The following is an 18,007-nucleotide window of genomic DNA, read 5'->3' as shown; positions in this document are numbered from 1 at the left end:
TTAGTTTCCGTTGCGGTTGTAGGCGCGCTCCCACATTTGTACATAGGCTTCGGCGGAATTATACAGAGCGTCTAGGGCTTCTTTGCCACCCTCTAATCTTACTTCTTCAACGAAGTCTGCAACTAGACCGTAGTGCGACATACCGGTTTCGTCAATATGCCAATACTTGCCGCTTTCTGGAATTAATAGCATGTCGACGGTAACGGGGTCGAATCCTGTAAATTGCGATCCCCAATCCTCACCGCTAAATAATGTGAATGGGTAAATGACGGGTTCTGAGTCGCCGCCGCGTGGCCCAGGGTGGCCGCCGAAGCCATTGGCGTCTGCGCCGTAGCCCAAGCCTAGAATTTGATCGTTGCCGCTAATGCCTGCTTTGTTGCGCCAGAATTTTAATTTTTCTAAAAACTCGGTGTGTTTTACGCCTGTACCTTTATAGGGGTAGATGACGCCGCCGTTTTTGAGCATGCGCACAACTTGGTCGCTGGTTAGGCCGCCGTGGGCATCATGGCCGGATGACAGCGGGTAGGCAGGGGTTTGCTGGTCGGCAATATCCAGCATGATGTCCTTGCTGTGGTAGGCGGCGTGGTCTATGTCGATCACCATGCCGCGTTGCATTAGCGCGTGCAGTGCGTATTCACCAAGGTCGGTAACGGTGCGGGCATTGCAGCGTTTGCCTGGTGGGTAGAGTGGCGTGATGCCGCCGGTGGCTTCAAACAATAGCTGAGTGAGTGGGTCGTTGCCGCTGCCGGGGATGGCTGTGGTCATTTCCGTACCGGGGGTGCGAACCGAAGGCTCGTCTACTGGGTAGTCGCGGCACTCAGTGGTTTTCCAAAACGCGCCGGTGTCGAGGAAATTGAGAACATTTATGACATCGCCGCTAAAGATGCCCGCGCCGCCTAGTGAACTGTCGATGTCGTGGAAGGGGTAAACGTGGCGTACACCAAGATCCCATAGGCGCTGAATTTCACTGTCTATTTGTGCTTGATCACATTTGCGCTGCTCCATACCACCGGGCAACATGGTGACACCGCAGTCAAATACTTGGGCAACCTCTACACCAAGTACCACCGCCATTTTGCCATCGTTAATGACTTGCCGTGCTTCCTGAGGGCTTTTAACAATGCGATACCAGCCTTTGCCGGGGCCGCCGGATTGCGCGTCGATGTAGTCTTGTACGTCATATAAATATTCTAACTGTTTCACCGCTACGCTCATGTCGTTGCAGTCAGCTTGCGGATTGGTTGCCAGCACTTTGCCGACATTACACAGGGCGGCGATATTGGTGCCGTGGTTTACCATTAGGCGCAGGCCAGATAGGTAGGCGCGCTCTACCCACTTGTAATACATTACTTGGTGGGTCAAATAGTCGCGGCGCGGCCAATCGACAAAGGTCGGCCAACCTTCGGTGTTATGGGTTTCGGTTGGCGTCATGTTAAGCACGTTGTTCCCATCGCGAATGCCGTTGGGGCCGTGAATGTTCTCGCAGTTTTCTAAGGCGTGATCCACCCCAAAGCGATGAATGACTTCGCCGTAGAGTACGCCACCGGCTGAGGGGCCGACATCGCCCGCATAAGACATCTCGCTAGACATACCCATGTGGGTGTGGATGTCCGCAAAACCGATGAGTGGCTTATCAACACCATTGCCTTTAAATGTATTTCCGCTCACTGCGGTGGGCATTTCGGGATAGCTGCTGCAACCGCTACTTGGTGCAAATTTGAATTGTGCGGCGGGTCCGTCGGCATTTTCTGCAGTAATTAGCGCGCCGTTCTCATTTACCTGCAGAGCTTGCGAGGTGCTGTCGGACACTATGGTGAAGCTGTCGCTCCCCGATGCAATATCAATTGTCCAAATTGCAGCGTCAGTTGCGACGTCTTGGGTATTGACCGAGCCACCGGCAGGGGTGAGTAATTTACGGTCTTCGGTATAAAACAGGTATTTGCCTAAATTGGCGGGCTGCATGAAAAAGGCATCGCCAGCGCCAATGGATTCCGCATTGCTATTGTAAATACCGTCACTAGCGGCGACGTATTTCTCAGTTTGTGTCGACTGAATAGCGTAGCAGCCGTTGGCCATGTCGTAGCGGGTAACAGGGGTTTCTGTGGCGGGTGGCGGATTGTTGCCACCTTGGCTGCCGCCGGAGTTAGATGAGCTAGAACCGCCGCAGGATATAAGCGTTGACGAGCATAACATTAGAGCGAGTAATCGTATTTTCATTCTTGAACCTGCTGGCTGTTTGGTGGTGCTTTTTATCGTTTTGTTGGGGAGCTATCGCGTATTTTTTATTGAATCGGTCGCGCTGACAGCGTGCTTAATAGCAACTCGTAAGCTATCACGCTACTGCACAAAAGTCGCTATTTGTAACGGTATGGTAATAGTTCTATAACTTTTCTTGAAGGTGGGTAGCTTTCAGGGCTCGGCGGGAGTTTGGTTCTGAAGCAAAAGCCCTAGCTGTGGTGGCTTGGTGAACGAGAGCATCGGTCTATATGGGGCGGGCTTATTCTGTGTCGGCTGCTATGTTGGTATTGATCAGGGTGTATAGCTGTTCGGCGAGCGCCTTGAGTTGCTGCACATCTTGTGCAGGCATATTAATTTGGCCTTTGATATTGTCGGGGATTTTCTTGGCGCGGTCTGCTAGATGTTTTCCGGCGGCGGTCAGCACAACCAGTTTTTGCCGAGAGTCATTACTCGATTTAACGATAGTCAGTAGCTGTTTGCTTTCTAGGCGTTTCAATATAGGCGTCAATGTTCCTGCGTCAAAGCGCGTTCGCTCGACAAGGCTTTTGATCATTACGCCGTCCTCATCCCATAAGGCCAGCATGACTAAGTATTGAGCATAGGTGAGGCCGAGCTGATCTAGTATCGGGCGATAGGCTCTAATGAGCGCATTAGTTGCCGAATAGAGTGAGTGGCAAACTTGATTTTTGAGCTTGAGGGCTGGGATGTCAGTCAATGTCATTCTCCGAGAAGAAAATATTTTGCGCGCAAATCATTGACGGGTCAAGAATGAGCTGCCATTATTTTGCGCGCAAAGTAAATTTGCGCGTTTTAATATTGAGTGTGAAAAGATCTGTGAGAACCATCGCGGAGCTTATCAGCGGCATTGTTACTGCCGGTGGTGAGCGGCGATGGACGCGAAATAGTAGTTTATCGTCCTGCTGCTTGCACTAATGCGGCCGGCAAAATGCGAAGGAGTCATTATGTTAAAAGCACAGTACACCGAGCGCGGACCCATTCCGCAGAACTCGATTTGCGCCGTCGAGTTTGATATTGCCGAGCTTGCCGAAGATGAGGCGCTGGTAGAGTTAATCGCCTCGCCAATAAATCCCTCAGACGTCCTCACCCTAACCGGTGAGTACGGCATATTGCCGCCGTTGCCCGCAATTGGTGGCAACGAAGGTGTGGGTAAGATAGTTAAGCTTGGGGGCAAGGGGCCTGCGATTGGTCAAACGGTAATGTTGCCAGTTGGTATTGGTAGCTGGGCTACCCACATGGTATGCAAAACAGCGCAGCTGATTCCTGTGCCCAATGAAGCCGACGCTAAACAGCTGGCCATGATGACCATTAACCCGCCAACAGCACTACTAATGTTGGAAGAATTTGTTGATTTAAAACCGGGTGACTGGGTAATACAAAATGCGGCCAACTCTGGCGTAGGCAGCTACCTGATTCAATTGGCAAAAATTAAGGGCCTGAAAACGATCAACGTGGTTCGCCGTGAATCTGCCGTTGAAGGCGTGAAAGCCCTAGGCGGTGATGTGGTATTGGTAGATGGCCCCGCACTCGCCAAAGACGTTGCCAAAATATGCAGCGACAATCTGCCTAAGCTGGCGATTGATGCCATAGGTGGCGCCGCTACCGATAGCGTGGGCGCCTGCCTTGCCACCGGTGGTACCTTGGTCAACTACGGATTGATGAGCGGCGAGTCGTGTCAGTTATCAGCAAAATCCCTAGTGTTTCGAGATGTCACCCTCAAAGGCTTCTGGCTGGCCCGCTGGTTCCGCACCGCCACGCCTGAAAAGCAAATGGCGCTATTCGGCCAAATCACCAAATACATTATTGAAGGTAAATTAAAGACAAAAATCCACGCCGAATATCCCGTGAGCGAAATTAAACAAGCAGTAGCGGCGGCGGCCGAAGGTGGTCGAGACGGTAAGATATTAATTGTAGGTTAATTTCGATTTAAAAAATGGGAGTTGGAAAGGCGAGCAGTGAATGGCTCGCCTTTTTTATGCGATTATCGTACTGGCTTATATATAGAAATTGAGGCAGATTCACGGGGCTCCATTAAGCAGGCAATAAAAAACCCCAACTCTTTCGAGTTGAGGTTTGATACTTGGTGGGTCGGCGTCACTCTAATAGGTGGCCTATCTTATTGATAAGTAAGTAAGATTTATTTTGGTTTTTTGTTTGTGCCCCCATAAGTGCCCCCAGTCCCGCGAGACTGAGGCGATTGTTCGTCAAGATGAAGGTGGGGAGGTTGATCTGGTTGGCGGGGGTGGCCTATAATTTACGCAAGTGGATTGGGGGTTCCTGGTCGGCGTCGCAGCCTCGGTGAGTATCATCGGGGCTTTTCGCTTTCTGGGCTTGGGAAAATCTTCAAGCCATAGCCTTCAAAGTCATTTCCGACAGCGTCTCGACCTCCTGCGCAGTAAAATTTCCGTTTTAGTACGTCAAATGCTCGGTTTTCTTGTGCGGGTTTGAAAACGCTCAGTCCTATTGGTCGGGCAACGAGGTCAGCTAACTGCAAGCCGGACGACATGGCTTTTTTATCTGAGAACCGAACGTCAAAGGGTAGTTGCTGCGAAAGTCTATTGGCGCCGTCACAAATACGGCGAAACTCCAGCTCTAATTCGTTATCTTCTTTCCGACCGCGACACTCAACCACCACATGAGTTTGCTTTTCCTCTTGGCCTTTTTCCTGCAAAAACTCAAAAAGCGTCTCTAAGCAAAAGCCGAGCGCAATATGGTAGGGGTTGGCGTTAGTATCGATGTTGCCCTTTAGTTGGCGCTTATCGATGACGCAGCTGATTAGAATGAAATTGCTGCGCTCAATGATTTGGGTGAGTTCATCCATAAACGCAAATTTTTCTTCCCTACTGCGGAAGATGTTGAACTCTCCTTTTTCCTTTCTGATCTCGTTTTCGTGAAGCACCACTTGATCATGGCCGAAGTGATTGAACTTGAATTTTTCTAAGGCTGAAACGACTTTCTCGCTGTAGTGCCGTTTATGAAAAACACACAGAGCCAAGACGAATAGCGGGTAATTAGGATCGATCGTCTGCATTCCGTGATCGCCGCTTTCGTCAACAAACACAATGTACTTGCTGTAACGCGACTCCGTTGATGGGGCCGCGTCTCTGTGGTCGGCAATACTCGCTGCAGCAGGCTGCCTTTCGCTTGGGCTAAGTTCCAGATCAAAGAGGGGTAATTGCTGCTCGTCGTTATCAGGCATCGCTCTTCCTGCCTTTGGTTTTCTTGGCCGGTTTGGCCGCAGACCGCTCGGCCTTGATGTGTTGCAGTAGGGCGGCGGCGCTATTGTCGCCGCTGATGAGTTCGGGATTGTCTTGGCGCCATTGCTCGGTGAGCTCGCCTCTGAATGCTTTGGCGAGTATGGACTGGGTGAGCTGGTTAACGCGGGCTTGGGCGTTTTTGACTTGCTGCTCGACTTGGTCGGCGTAGGTGAGGAGTTGTTCTACGCGGCGGACTATTTCGGTTTGTTCGGCTTTTGGTGGTAAAGGGAATGGCAGCGCTTCAACGTCTGCCACTCTTAAATGCTTTACACCTGTACCAATAGCTTGTCTGGACATTCGTTGCTGAAATTGCAATGACTGGATATTAAGTAATACGTACTCCGCATTTATGAATGCGGGCATTGGGCGTAGAAGCATCATTCTTTGGCCCATACAAAGGGTTACTCCCTTTGGGACGATACCAGCTTCGCCCATTGGAGCTTCTCTAGTGAAAATTATATCGCCTTGTTTAGGGGGGCACCTTCGAGACCAGTAGTCATAAGTTTCTTGAGAAATGTACCTCGCGCCGTCGAGGGAAATTTTTCCATCTCGAATGTCAGTTGTTCTTATTAAAGGAATTCCATCGTTGATGTATGGAGCAGTTTTGTTGTGACAGTCAACCACTCTTTCCATAGCTTGCATGAAAGTTGTCCATTCCCAACTTGTGGGTAGGGTTTCGTTTGGAAACTTTGGTGCGTGAGATTGAATTTTCTTTAAAAGCCTAGCAGTCTCTTTATTCCCTTGTGTAATTTCTTGTTCTAAGACTTTCCTTCGCTCGTTCCCTAAATTTTCTATTAGCTCCTTGGTATTGGATAAAGAGTTGTTGCTCCGCCAATCCTCCGTCAATTTCCCACTTACTGCCGCAGCGAGTACGGATTGGCGGAAGCGTTTGAGAATGGCGGGGATGGCGTCGAGTCGGGCTTTTAGTGTGTCGACCTGCGCCAGTAGTTCGTCGAGTTTGTCGGCGATGACTTTTTGTTCGGCTAGGGGGGGAAGTGATAGGCTATAGCTTTCAAAATTCCCCATTTTTATGTAGTTTGTAGCAGATCCAAATTGCTTCTCGACGTTAATTCTTCGCCAATTTTTAAGTAAGTTGTAATACAAATACTTTGGGATAATATGGATGTGGTGCAGAATATAAGTTCTTTGGTATGCCTCTATTTTTCCTTTATAGAACCTGACATGTCCAACATTTGCGCCATTGCCCGGAAGAATAATTAATTCGCCATCAAAGCTAAATGTGTTCGATTTGAAAGGTTCAAGGGCGCAAGTGAAGAATGTATACTCACCATCTTCAGTCGCATGATTAGCGTCAACTTTCCCAGTTTTTACATCACAAACATCAAGCAAGTTAGCTTTAGGCCATATATTTTTAGTGTCTTCGACCATTACTTAGACTCACATAGAATTTCATGAACTAGCATTCTTTGCACCGCGGCCTCGTCCCCAGCGCCCAAGGCCTGCATCAAGCCATCCATTTCGCGCAGTGCTTCGGTGAGTTCTGACATGGCCTCTGCGGCCAGCACTTCTGGTTCTGGCAGATTGGCGGCATCGACGCTGTCTTTGTCTTTTAGCCAGCTTATGTCGAGTGAGTCGCCTTTGCTGTCGCGTATCCAGTCGCGGCTGAATACCCGCCAGCGGCTTTTGGCTAGGTCGTCGTTACTGCCAGCCTCTTCGGTAGTGTCGGCTTCTTTGGCGTTGAAACTATAATCTCCTTCCATTCGGTCGAAAATTGCTCCTGCATTTTCGACACTTCCGCCATCCTTGGCGGTCGCCTTCTTGTTCTTAGCAAAGTAGCAGTCTTCAAAGGGTTTTAGATGTTCTTCGGTAAAGGGCGTGCGTTTGCCAAAGCTGGGCATATTGGTGCGCAGGTCGTAAACCCATACATTGGCGGTGCAGTTTTCGTCTTGGAGTTTGTCTTTAGGGTGGCCTTTGGTAAAAAACAGTACATTGGTTTTAACGCCTTGGGCGTAAAAAATGCCAGTGGGTAGGCGCAGTATGGTGTGCAGATTGCACTTGTTCATTAGGTCGCGGCGCACCTCGTTGCCCACGCCGGCTTCAAATAAAACATTGTCTGGCAAGACCACGGCGGCGCGGCCACCGGGTTTAAGATTGCGGTAAATGTGTTGCAAGAAGGCCAGCTGCTTGTTGCTGGTTTTATAAGTGAGGTCGTCGCGGGTGATGCTGGCATCGCCGCCTTTGGATGTGCCAAAGGGCGGGTTGGCTAATATTATGTCGGCCTTGGCGAGATTGGCGCCGACCATGCCCAGCGCGTTGCCAAGGTGAACCACGCCTTCGTCGTCGCCTTCCATACCGTGCAGCAGGCAGTTCATTAAGGCCATGCGGCGGGTGCTGGGCACTAGTTCTACACCGAGAAAGGCGTTGTTGCGTTGAAATTTTTGATCTTTTGCTGGCAGGTCAAATAGGTCGTCGGTGTGCTGTTTAATATAGGCGTCGGCGGCAATCAAAAAACCGGCGGTGCCCGCCGCGGGGTCTTGCACGGTTTCACCGGCTTGGGGCTGAATGCAGCGCACCATGCTATTGATGAGCGCGCGAGGGGTGAAGTATTGCCCTGCGCCAGATTTGGTTTCGCTGGCGTTTTTTTCGAGCAGGCCTTCGTATAAATCCCCCAAGCCATCTTGCTGGGCGCTATACCAGTCGATTTGGTCGAGGGCTTTTACCAGCTGCTCTAGGTGACGAGGTTCGCGCAGCCGAGTTTGGGCGTCGGCATACACGGCAGAAATTAAGAGGTCGTTGTGGACTTGCTTGCCGTTTGCGTCTTTGCCGGAAGACAGCGCCAGCAGTATGCGTTTGTAGTCGTCGAGTAAATTTAAACCCGACTTGCTGCTGAGGTCGGTCCAGCGGCAACCCTCGGGCAGAATGTGGGTTTTGAGGAGGTCTGACTCGGTGTTCTCGTGCACCATTTTCATAAACAGCAGCATCACCAGCTCGGTGACGTAGTCGCTGTAGTTAATGCCGTCGTCGCGGAGTACGTCGCAGAGATTCCAGAGTTTTTGAACAATGTCGTTGTTGGTCATTTATTAGGCCTTAATTGAGAAACAGTGAAACCAGTGCATGGTTAATGTAGTAATTGCTGCGGCCAATTTTTTCTTTGCGAAGTAGGCCAAGTTCCACGAGTTGTTCTAGGTATTTGCTTGCCGTGAGTCTGGTGATTTGCAGGTCGTCCATCATAAATTCGATTTTGGTATAGGGGTGATTGAATAAGTTGTTTAGTAGTTCTTGGCGGTAAATTTTAGGCAGTTCTGTGCGTATTGTGTTTTTGAACTGTGCCATTAGTTGCTTGATTTCGTTCACCAGGCGAATGGTGGTTTGGGCGGTTTGTGACACGCCTTCTAGCATGTAGAGTAGCCACGGCTCCCAATTGTTGTCGTCGCGCACGGCTTGCAGTTCACGGTAATAGGCACTTTTGTCTTGAATCATGTAGCGGCTCAAGTACAACACCGGCAGGTCTAACAGCCCCTTGGCCACGAGGTAGAGAATATTGATGATGCGGCCAGTTCGGCCATTGCCGTCGTAAAAGGGGTGAATGCTCTCAAACTGGTGGTGAATGATGGCCATTTTAATTAGCGGGTCGGCATCGCAGAGCTGGTCATCGTTAATGTAGTCGAGCAGATTGCTCACTAGCCTTTCGACGTCGTTAGGGTCTTGTGGTGGTGTGTAGACGACCTCGCCAGTGAGGGCATTTTTGAGAACAGTGCCCGGTAGGCGTCTAAGTCCGGCGCGGTTCTTCTCGATAATTTCTTGAGTGTCTAATACGTCGGCCAGTCGGATAATGCCTTTGCCGCGAATACTGCTAAATCCTGCCCGTAGCGCGATAGCGTAGTCTTGGACTTCTTTAGCGGCGGGGTTGGTGGTGCCCTCATTAAAGAGTGTCGCTTTGAAGAGCTCGTCTTGGGTGGTGACAATGTTTTCTATTGCGGAGCTGTCCTTTGCCTCTTGAAGGGTGAGGGTATTAATAAGAATGGCTTCGTTGTGGATGCTTGCCGCAACACCTTTAAGTTCCGCGAGGTAGCGATGGGCTTCCGCACATTTTTTAAGCACGTTGCGGGTTTCCAGCTGCGGCATGTCAGGAAAGGGTAGCGGGGCAATTAGCGTTGTCATTGGCAGTCATTTTATATGTATAGAATTTTGGATAGTTTATACATATCGATCGTGACGTGTATAGAAAATGCAAAAATTTATGCATGTTTTCATGTCATGCTTAAAAAATTGCAAAAAATGTACACGTTCTGTCGACGTGCATAAAAAATCGCGTTTTCTATACATGTGCTGTTTTCCTGTGAATTAAGACGCTGCCCACAACGCGTCGTTAATGGCGTCGAGTACGGTATCGAGTTGGTTGCCAAGCGCTTTGTCGAGTTGCTTAGCGCCACCCGGAAAGGCGGGAATCTGGTTTATGGTGTCGCGGTTGATGATAATTTCGTGGGTGAGTTGTTTGCCAAGCCGAGTCAGCCAATTGCGCTGGGGTGGTGTCCAGCTGTGTTGGCTAAGTATTTTCTCCACTGTTTTTTGTACCCGCTGCTCAAAGGGAATCATGGCTTCGCCGATGGCGGCGCGGCGAATGTGGCCGATGATACTGGCGGCAATGTCTTGGTTGGTTTGCTGTCGCCATGCCGATTGCAGTGTGGCTTCGCTAAAACCGTTGCTGTCTAAGAGCAGGCGAATGTCTTTGAGCTGCTGGCGGGTCAGGTCGCGGGGCCGGTTAACCACGGCGCTGAGGGCGGCCGAGTCATTGAGCTGCTGGCGAATAAACTGATTGAAGCTGTCGAGGTAGTCTTGGGGTTTGTCGTACACCCCGTAGTTTTGCTCCCGCACTCGTAGCTCGTCTTCGTGCTCCGAAATTACTGGCATGCGCTCACTGCCCATAATCGCTTTTACTTGGGCGAGCTGGTCTATAAACCCGCTGTGCTGATTAAGAAAGCTGGCAGCTTGTTTGGGGCCGAGGCTGTGCAGGTGCTGGTGTAGCTTGGCGGGTTCAACGCCCCAGCTGTATTGCAGCTCATCTAGCTTTTGGCGCACCTGCGGATTGTTCTCTGCTTTCTTTTCGGCCTTGCGCAGCACTTGCATGACCTTTTGGCCGAGCTGGCTCAAAACGGTGTCAGCGTGGCTGCTGTCGTGGGCTTCGCCGGGGGCATTCAGACTTTGTTCTAGTTTGTCTGGGTCGGTCAGTTCGTCGCAGAGTTGTTCGAGGGTGATGTTGGGGTTGCGCACCAGCGGCTTCATGGTAGAAACCTCCTGTAGCGCAGCATAGATACCAACGGGGTCGTATATGCGAAACACGGTCTTGCCAATGTCGTCGCAGCGGCGAGTCGCGCGGCCGACCATTTGCTCGTAAAGAATGCGTGAGCGCACTCGGCGCATAAACACCAAGTGGGCGATCTTGGGCACGTCGATGCCGGTGGTGAGCAAATCGACGGTTATCGCGATATTGGGGTAGCGTTCGTTTTTGTAGCGGCGAATGAGTTGGTCGACTTTGTCGCTTTGGCCGGTGATTTTGGCGACGGCGGCTTGGGGGTAGTCGCCGTTGTAAATGTCTACAAAGGCCTCATCCAGCAGGCGTTTGACCATGTCGGCATGCAAGTCGGTGGCGCAGAAGATCAGGGTCTTTTCGTCGCCAAAGGGGTCGAGCTCTTGTACTAGCTGTTGGCAGATGACGTTGTTGAAGTTCTCGCTAATCACGCCACGATTAAATGCGTCGACCTCAAACCCTAAGTCGTCTTCTAATTCAGAAGCTTCTACTTCGCCGGTGGCGGTGTTGATTGCGCTAACGGTGTCGCCTTTTTCAAACTGAATGCCGTTCTGGCTGAGTAAGGTTTCATAACGGATTGGCGGCTCGTGGTCGATTAGCCAGTCGTCGGCGACGGCTTCGCGGTAGGAGTAGGTGTAGACCGGTTTGCCGAAAATATCGCTGGTGTGTTTGGCGGGGGTGGCGGTGAGCCCGACCTTGATCGCATCGAAGTAATCTAATACGCGGCGGTAGCTCGACAGGTATTGGCTGGTGTCACGCAGGGCGAGTTCACCTTCGGTCATCTCTTGGTCGAGGGTATAGCCGCGATGCGCTTCGTCAATGATGATGCAGTCGAACTGGTCAACCGGTGGTGGGGTGTCGGACATAAATATCCGCTTCACCATTGCTTGCACCGTGGCCACCTGAATGCGGGTCTCCGCCTCGGCAGCCATGTCACCCAGTTTTTTTATGTTGTAGATTTTGCTGAGGGGCTGGTTCTGCTCCAGCGGCGCTTCATTGAATGCGTCGATAGCCTGCTGGCCCAGTGCACTGCGATCGACTAAGAAAAGAATACGTTTGAAGCGCTCTGCTTTGAGAAAACGGTACATCAAACCAATGATAGTGTGGGTTTTACCGGTACCGGTTGCCATCGCGAGCAGGCATTCGCGCTGATCGCGTTCTAGGGCGGATTCAACGGCGACAATGGCTTTTTCTTGATAGTCGCGCAGGCGCAGATAGGCGAAGCCTTCCCCCTGTAATAATTGCTGGGCTTTTTCTTTATCTCTGGCGAGTAAATCCAAAAGGCCTGAGGGGCTGTGAAAGCTTTGCAGTGCGCGGCTAAGATTGCTGGTTTCTCGTACATCCCGAAACCATGTGCCAGACTGTTCTTTCAGTTGTTTGATGTATTCGCGGCCATTGCAGGAGTACACAAAGGGAATCTGATAATGGCCGTCGCTCTCGTCTGGCCACGCAATTGTGCGGCCCGCGAGTTGCCATGCTGGCGTTACCGTGGCGTCGGGCTTAAAGCCCTTGGCGTAGCGCTCGGCTTGGGGAATCATGCCCGCAACGTTTTTGTTTTCGCGTTTGGCTTCTACAACGGCGATGGGCGTCAGTCCAGCGAATAGCATGTAGTCAGCGGGGCCAGTCTGGGTTGGCCATTCGGCAATGGCTTTGTTCTTGCCTTTTTCGGGGCGGGCGCCAGATTTGTAGGTAAGTTCTTGGGTGTCTGCCTCCCAGCCAGCATCGATCAAGAGCTGGTCGATAAATACCCGAGTGAGCTCTTCATCGAGCACCAGTGTTTTGCTGGCAGATTGGGTTTTGTTGAGAACTGACTGGCGCTGTTTTTCTATTGGTGCGGCGTTGCTGACGAGCTGTTGTTTTAGTGCGGTGATCTGCGCTTCAAACTTTGCCTTCTGTGCGGCAAGCGCCTGTTCCGCTGCCTGGGCCTGCTGTTTAAACTGCTGGGCTTCTTCGTCCATTAGTTCGGCAAGCTGCTGGTATTCGGCTTTCTCCTGCTCTAGCAGGGCGTCACGTTGCTGTTCTACTTCTTGCTGACCAGCTTTGCTACTTAGTTCAGCATTGAGCTGGTCGATGTGTGTTTGCAGCTCTCGGAGCTTCAGGCTTGGGTCCTGCGGCGCTATAAAAGCGCCAGCTTTAAATGTGCTGCCTTGCTTGCCAAAGGACTTGTGATACCAAATAGCGAGCTGCCGAGCGACCTTTAAGCCCTGCATCGCTTCTCTGTGCTGGGTTTGGAATTGGTGAGTGGCCTTATTGCCCTCGATGCGTAGTACATGGAAGAGATTGCGTACATCGGGTTCTAGGCTAATGTCGCGATTCAAACGATAGAGTAGGTCAGCTTGGCTGGTGGTATCGTCAAAGTCGATGCCGGCCCGCAGCGATACATCTTGAGCGAGGGCTTCGCCAAACTGACGTAGTTTAATTAGCGTGGTATTGGGGTCGGCATAGAAGGCGTTTTCAGCAGTGGTGGCGAGCTGAATTAGGATGGGGTCGTGTTCGCTAAGAAAGGCGAAGTTGCTTTCCTGTCCTTGGTTGGTGTTTGTCGCCATTGTTCCCTCAATGCTTATGATTGTTATGTGTGTCCATATTCCTGTTTGGACTAAATATAAGGTCCACCGCTGTAGCTAATGTATAGCACTGGCGCTTCAGACGGCAAATGCTTATTTTCGTAAGTAGGTGGGCGTGTCGAATCGTTCATAGTTTGGTAGGTCTACCGACATTGTTTCATTGGGTTTTGTACTCGCTTGATTGAGCGTTTCACCGGTGATTGCAAGGTAAGTGCTTTCAAGTAAATTTTTGGCTGCTGCATTTGTCGTTAAGCCGAGAAATACACCGGCATGAATAAACCCTTCCAGTCGGTGTCGGTCTACAGCAGAGGTTTTGTAACCTTCTTTTGATGCACGGCATATGCGAGTGATTTGTCGTTGGAGCTCTTCTGTGAATTCCATTTTGGATTTCATGATTACCTCGAATGAGTTGGCTTGCCTGTAACGGTACATCAATACATTGCTTACTGAAATGCGGGTGCGGTGAAATGTTCGTATAGGCGATCACTATGGCTACTAAAGGTCTTTGGTGCCTGTAATTGGTATTGGTTTGGTATTGTAAAATAGTAGTGAAATTATAGGTAAAAAATGCGGTATTGGGGCTCCAATATACTAGTCGTGTAATGGATGTTTATTGGGCGGTATCAGAGGCCTTGCTCTCGGCTTCATACTCGGCAAGCCATTCTTCATGGGTTTGATTTGCCGGGTCTGAAGTCCTCTGCATTACAGGCTTAACATCACTTATATACTTGCCTCCTTGATTACTTGGTACTCGGTAAATGGGCCACGTACTTTCATTGTCATGAAAGCCTTTCGTGACGTGGCTTTGCGCGACATCCTTGTCGGGTAATGTTGTATGGTAGTTGTCAGGTGTTTGTAGGGGATTTGTCTGGATATTGCCTGATAATCCTAATGCCTGTCGGAGTTGGGTGGAGGTTATCTCCGCTGGGCAAATGGTGTCTTTATTTAGTCGTTTTGCTTTTTGGAACTCAGCGGTCATAACGACGTCGCGAAGCTTGCCCATGCAGTCGTGAAAGGATGAGAGTCGTAGCGGCCTTTCGATTCCGGTATTGTCCCAGTAGCGGAGAAACTTATGTCGATTGGTTACTCTGAACTGACCGGGTGGGAGCGGGGAGCCCTGCTTGCCCCCTTTTGTTGTGCGCTTGCGGTGTAGCTCTGCATTGAAGGTTACATACACGAATTCATCAGATCGTATCGCGTAGTAGCTCAACGTTACTCCGGCGGACTTAACTGAGGATTTTTCGCTAACTGAGTAGCGTCCTGTTGAGTAGCTATCGTATGAAAATAGATTGGAGTCGGTGCAAATCGCAATCTCGCGTAGAAGCTGTACCTGGTTTTTCTTCAGCCACAAAGTAGGTACTGGCTTCCCGCTTGCCGGTGAGATAATTAACCTGCCATTTGAGATCTCAATATGATCGGCTCGCGCAAGGAGCCTGCCTAGCAACGTCATGTCGACTTTAGGTTTTGGCTTTCGCGGCGGCAATGCGCCCGGCAATCCATTGGTCGATGCTACTTTGTGTCCAAGCAACTGTTCGACTAGTTAGTGGTATTGGTTTGGGGAATTTACCCTCGCTTATTAGGGCGTAAATTGTGCTGCGGGATAGGCCAGTACAGGCCTCTATTTGCTTGCGGCGTAAAAGTGTTTCTCGGATCTGCTCTGTCATGCTTGGTGCTCCGCGGTGTTGTAGGAGGTCCTATGACATCACGGATTTGAAGGTGAGGTTATGGATTTAGTATGTAGGAATTTAAACGGGATGACATGTCAGGGGGGATGCGAAAATCGATTAATATGTCATATCTCTTTTCGGTCTAGTATGGCTAATAAGCGATTGGCTTGGCGCAAATCTATTTCGTAGCCACAGAGCATTAGTAGATCCATCACTACATCTGGTGAGGGTCTTCCTTTCTTTGTTCCAGAAATTAGAAAATAGTTGCTAAGACTTCGCCCTAATTTTCGTAAAATTAATTGTCTTTTTTCATTTGCGGTGTGTGGAATTCGCCAGCGGGTTCGTTTGGAATTGGGATCTATAAGCTGAGTCAAGTACTCGTTAAATAACTTGGGTCCCTGTATCCCTTCAAGCTCCTGCTGCAATTGCCTAGCTAATCGCATCGCCTTTTGTGTGATCGGATACTCTTTTGCCGGATTTTTGAGTTGATCTACTAGTGCCAGTCCATCTATTGCTATATAGCAAAACCTAAATAGCACCTCTTCTAAAAGTTCATCATCGGTAAATTCTCCTGTATGGTAGAACCTTATTTTGTATTGCTTTCTAAGAAAGTTGGAGTGAGCTCGCGCAAAATATTGGTTTTCTGAAAGTTCATTAATAATTCCTTTATTTCTAGAAAGTATTGCATTGCGCGAGCTAGTTAATAATCTATGCATTGATTCAAGATTACCTTTTTTTATTAGCTCATGAAGTTTAGATGCGTCAAGTCGGTATTGTGCTAATTCTTCGTCAGTGACTGTTTTAAACGGCTGGTGATAACCTAGGGTCGCAATGTCTACTAATCCTGCGAGAATTCGCTCTATATAGTCTGTTGAGTGAGAGCATCGCCTTAGCGCAATATTTGCGTCTACATCATCCTGGAAGTTACGAAATATGTCTTTTCGGTCTAAATTGTCTGGCTGCTCAAGATTTTTTAGCATATCGAATGTACGCATTACTTGATGGGCGCTTGAAATTCTTAGAGTGTAGTCCATGATTACCGTTTTATTGTTTCTATTGCGAGACCCGATGCGGGCCTATATCCCTGTGGGTAATCGGTAGTAATTTTTATTTTACTATAGATCATTCGGTTCATTGCTCTACTTCGATTGTTCTAGCGTAGTAAGCATCCTTCAAAAAGCTCTCCTTGCTTGGGGGCTGCACTAGCCGAATCTTGCAGTGATTACATTGGTGTCGTCAGCTTGTATTTTTAAATTGTCTAGATAGTCCGCCCAAATTTGCATCATTTTTTTACGTTCTAGTAAGTGGGCTGTCCGGTTGTAGGCTCTGCCGTGCACGTCCTTAACTGCGTGGGCTAACTGCTGTTCTAGCCAGTCCGGCCGAATATTTAACTCTTCGTCCATTATCGTGCGTGCCATAGCACGGAAGCCATGGCCGCACATTTCGTCTTTACCTATCCCCATGCGTCGCATTGCTGATAGCACCGCGTTGTCACTCATAGGGCGGCTCAGTGTTCTTGCGCCGGGAAAGACATATTCGCTGTTGCAGGTAAGGGGTTGAATATCTCTTAGTATGGCAATTGCTTGATTCGAGAGTGGTACGATATGGTCAGACTTAGTTTTGGTGACGTAATAGCGCCATTCTGCTTTTTCAAAATCAATGTCGGCCCATTTGGCTTTTCGTAGCTCTCCTGGGCGAACAAAGGTTAGTGGTGCGAGGCGAAGTGCTGCCTTAACTACCGCGGTGCCCTGATAACCATCAAGGGCGTTGAGAAGTGGGCCTACAGCTTTTGGGTCAGTGATCGCCGCGCGGTGTTGTTTTATGGGGTTGGCTAGGGCGCCAGTAAGGTCTTGGGATGCATCACGCTCGCAGCGACCTGTTGCTACGCCGTAGCGAAATATTTGCCCGGCTATCTGCTTTGTTCGTTTTGCAGATTCTAAAGCGCCGCGGCTTTCAATCTTGCGGAGTACAGCTAGTAGTTCAGGTGGTGTGATTTCTTTAAGTGGGCGAGTACCTAGGTAGGGAAAGAGGTCCTTGGTCATCATTCGTTCAACTTTTGTCCAGTGGTTCTCCGACCAGGTAGGCTTCTGTTTTGAGAACCATTCAAGAGCAACAACTTTGAAACTGCTCTCTGAGGCTGATTCGCTGGCAAGTTTTTTGGCTTGCTTCAGTGCGGATGGGTCGATACCGTCGAGAAGCTGTTGCCGGGCTTGTTCGCGAATCTGGCGGGCTTTCTTGAGTGAGGTGGTGGGGTACACGCCGATAGAAAGCCGTTTTTCTTGTTTGCCTATGCGGTACTTCATGCGCCAGTATTTTTGTCCTTTTGGCGTGACTTCCAAGTACATGCCTTTTTCATCGCTAAGGCGGTAGGTTTTGTCTTTAGGCTTGGCTTGTTTTGCTGCGGTATCTGTTAGCGGCATTTGGGGGCACCTGTTTTGTTAAATCCGTTTATGCCCCCAATTGTGCCCCCATAGTATGCTGGAAGGCAATAGATGCCCCCAGCCCACCGTGGACGGTGCAGGCACAAAAAACCCCAGATTTACTGGGGTTCTGGGCCTTCCGTGGTCTCCCTTGGAAGATGTTTTGGTGGAGCCGGCGGGAATTGAACCCGCGTCCGTCAGTCCGCCACTCAGGGCTCTTCACATGCTTGGTCTCCGTCAATTGATTTAGCCGCAAACAGCCCGACGGTCAGGACGTTATTGGCGATTCTGATTAGGTGTTTCGCGGCTCGGTCTCAGACAAACCTTACTCGCTAGCTTGTTCTATATGACGGTCGCGTCCCATTTACAAGCATCTGGTAGCGACCGCTAACCGGGGTTTAAGCGGCTAGAGCGTAGTTGTCGTCGTTGGCAACTATTAGGTTTACAGCTTTGGATTTACGTGATTGGCTGTCATCACGGCATGCACCTCAGAGCGTTGTAACCGGCGTCGAATCCAAATCGGCCCCAGACCGGTAAGTGTAACGCTTTGCGCTGCTTGCGGCCAGTGGCTTTG

13 protein-coding genes and 1 other RNA gene are annotated in these 18,007 nt (G+C 49.9%); 1 reads left to right on the top strand and 13 read right to left on the bottom strand.

What is annotated here, in order from left to right; all coding sequences use genetic code 11:
• Complete coding sequence (locus C0068_RS03080) at positions 1–2,217, bottom strand: peptidase M19 (RefSeq protein WP_103683025.1); 2,217 nt, start codon at positions 2,215–2,217, stop codon at positions 1–3.
• Positions 2,218–2,497: 280 nt separating this feature from the next.
• Positions 2,498–2,959 (bottom strand): MarR family winged helix-turn-helix transcriptional regulator, encoded by a 462-nt coding sequence (locus C0068_RS03075; protein WP_103683024.1) that lies wholly within the window; start codon positions 2,957–2,959, stop codon positions 2,498–2,500.
• Positions 2,960–3,200: 241 nt separating this feature from the next.
• Here C0068_RS03075 and C0068_RS03070 point away from each other — a divergent pair, with 241 nt between their 5' ends.
• Positions 3,201–4,175 (top strand): zinc-dependent alcohol dehydrogenase family protein, encoded by a 975-nt coding sequence (locus tag C0068_RS03070; protein ID WP_103683023.1) that lies wholly within the window; start codon positions 3,201–3,203, stop codon positions 4,173–4,175.
• Positions 4,176–4,561: 386 nt separating this feature from the next.
• Here C0068_RS03070 and C0068_RS03065 read toward each other — a convergent pair whose 3' ends face one another.
• From C0068_RS03065 to ssrA, 11 genes are all read right to left on the bottom strand, one after another.
• Positions 4,562–5,455: a DUF3800 domain-containing protein gene (locus C0068_RS03065; protein WP_103683022.1), complete on the bottom strand. Its 894-nt coding sequence runs from the start codon at positions 5,453–5,455 to the stop codon at positions 4,562–4,564.
• On the bottom strand, positions 5,448–6,902 hold the full coding sequence (locus C0068_RS03060) for a restriction endonuclease subunit S (RefSeq protein WP_103683021.1): 1,455 nt from the start codon (positions 6,900–6,902) through the stop codon (positions 5,448–5,450). Before C0068_RS03060 ends, C0068_RS03065 begins: the two co-directional genes overlap by 8 nt.
• Positions 6,902–8,551 carry a class I SAM-dependent DNA methyltransferase gene (locus C0068_RS03055; protein WP_103683020.1) on the bottom strand — a complete coding sequence of 550 codons (1,650 nt, stop codon included), beginning with the start codon at positions 8,549–8,551 and terminating at the stop codon, positions 6,902–6,904. The genes C0068_RS03060 and C0068_RS03055 overlap by 1 nt, the downstream gene beginning before the upstream one ends.
• Before the next feature lie 10 nt (positions 8,552–8,561).
• Positions 8,562–9,635 carry a Fic family protein gene (locus C0068_RS03050; RefSeq protein WP_103683019.1) on the bottom strand — a complete coding sequence of 358 codons (1,074 nt, stop codon included), beginning with the start codon at positions 9,633–9,635 and terminating at the stop codon, positions 8,562–8,564.
• 183 nt (positions 9,636–9,818) lie between these two features.
• Positions 9,819–13,328, bottom strand: a complete 3,510-nt coding sequence (gene hsdR, locus C0068_RS03045; RefSeq protein ID WP_103683018.1) for a type I restriction-modification system endonuclease — start codon at positions 13,326–13,328, stop codon at positions 9,819–9,821.
• A 111-nt stretch (positions 13,329–13,439) separates the two neighbouring features.
• Entirely contained in the window at positions 13,440–13,739 is a 300-nt protein-coding gene (locus tag C0068_RS03040) for a hypothetical protein (protein ID WP_146047829.1), read from the bottom strand.
• 217 nt (positions 13,740–13,956) lie between these two features.
• Positions 13,957–14,796, bottom strand: a complete 840-nt coding sequence (locus C0068_RS03035) for a hypothetical protein (RefSeq protein WP_103683016.1) — start codon at positions 14,794–14,796, stop codon at positions 13,957–13,959.
• Positions 14,797–14,803: 7 nt separating this feature from the next.
• Positions 14,804–15,010: a helix-turn-helix transcriptional regulator gene (locus C0068_RS03030; protein WP_103683015.1), complete on the bottom strand. Its 207-nt coding sequence runs from the start codon at positions 15,008–15,010 to the stop codon at positions 14,804–14,806.
• A gap of 128 nt (positions 15,011–15,138) precedes the next feature.
• Positions 15,139–16,047 (bottom strand): hypothetical protein, encoded by a 909-nt coding sequence (locus C0068_RS03025; RefSeq protein WP_103683014.1) that lies wholly within the window; start codon positions 16,045–16,047, stop codon positions 15,139–15,141.
• A 168-nt stretch (positions 16,048–16,215) separates the two neighbouring features.
• Positions 16,216–17,433, bottom strand: coding sequence for a tyrosine-type recombinase/integrase (locus C0068_RS03020; protein WP_103683013.1), 1,218 nt, complete (start codon positions 17,431–17,433; stop codon positions 16,216–16,218).
• 164 nt (positions 17,434–17,597) lie between these two features.
• Positions 17,598–17,960, bottom strand: a transfer-messenger RNA (tmRNA) gene (ssrA, locus tag C0068_RS03015).
• Positions 17,961–18,007: the final 47 nt, after the last annotated feature.

The sequence above is a fragment of the Zhongshania marina genome, assembly GCF_002915595.1.
Classification (GTDB): domain Bacteria; phylum Pseudomonadota; class Gammaproteobacteria; order Pseudomonadales; family Spongiibacteraceae; genus Spongiibacter; species Spongiibacter marinus_B.
Note: the sequence above shows the minus strand (reverse complement) of the source record. Positions and strands in the feature narration are given on the sequence as shown.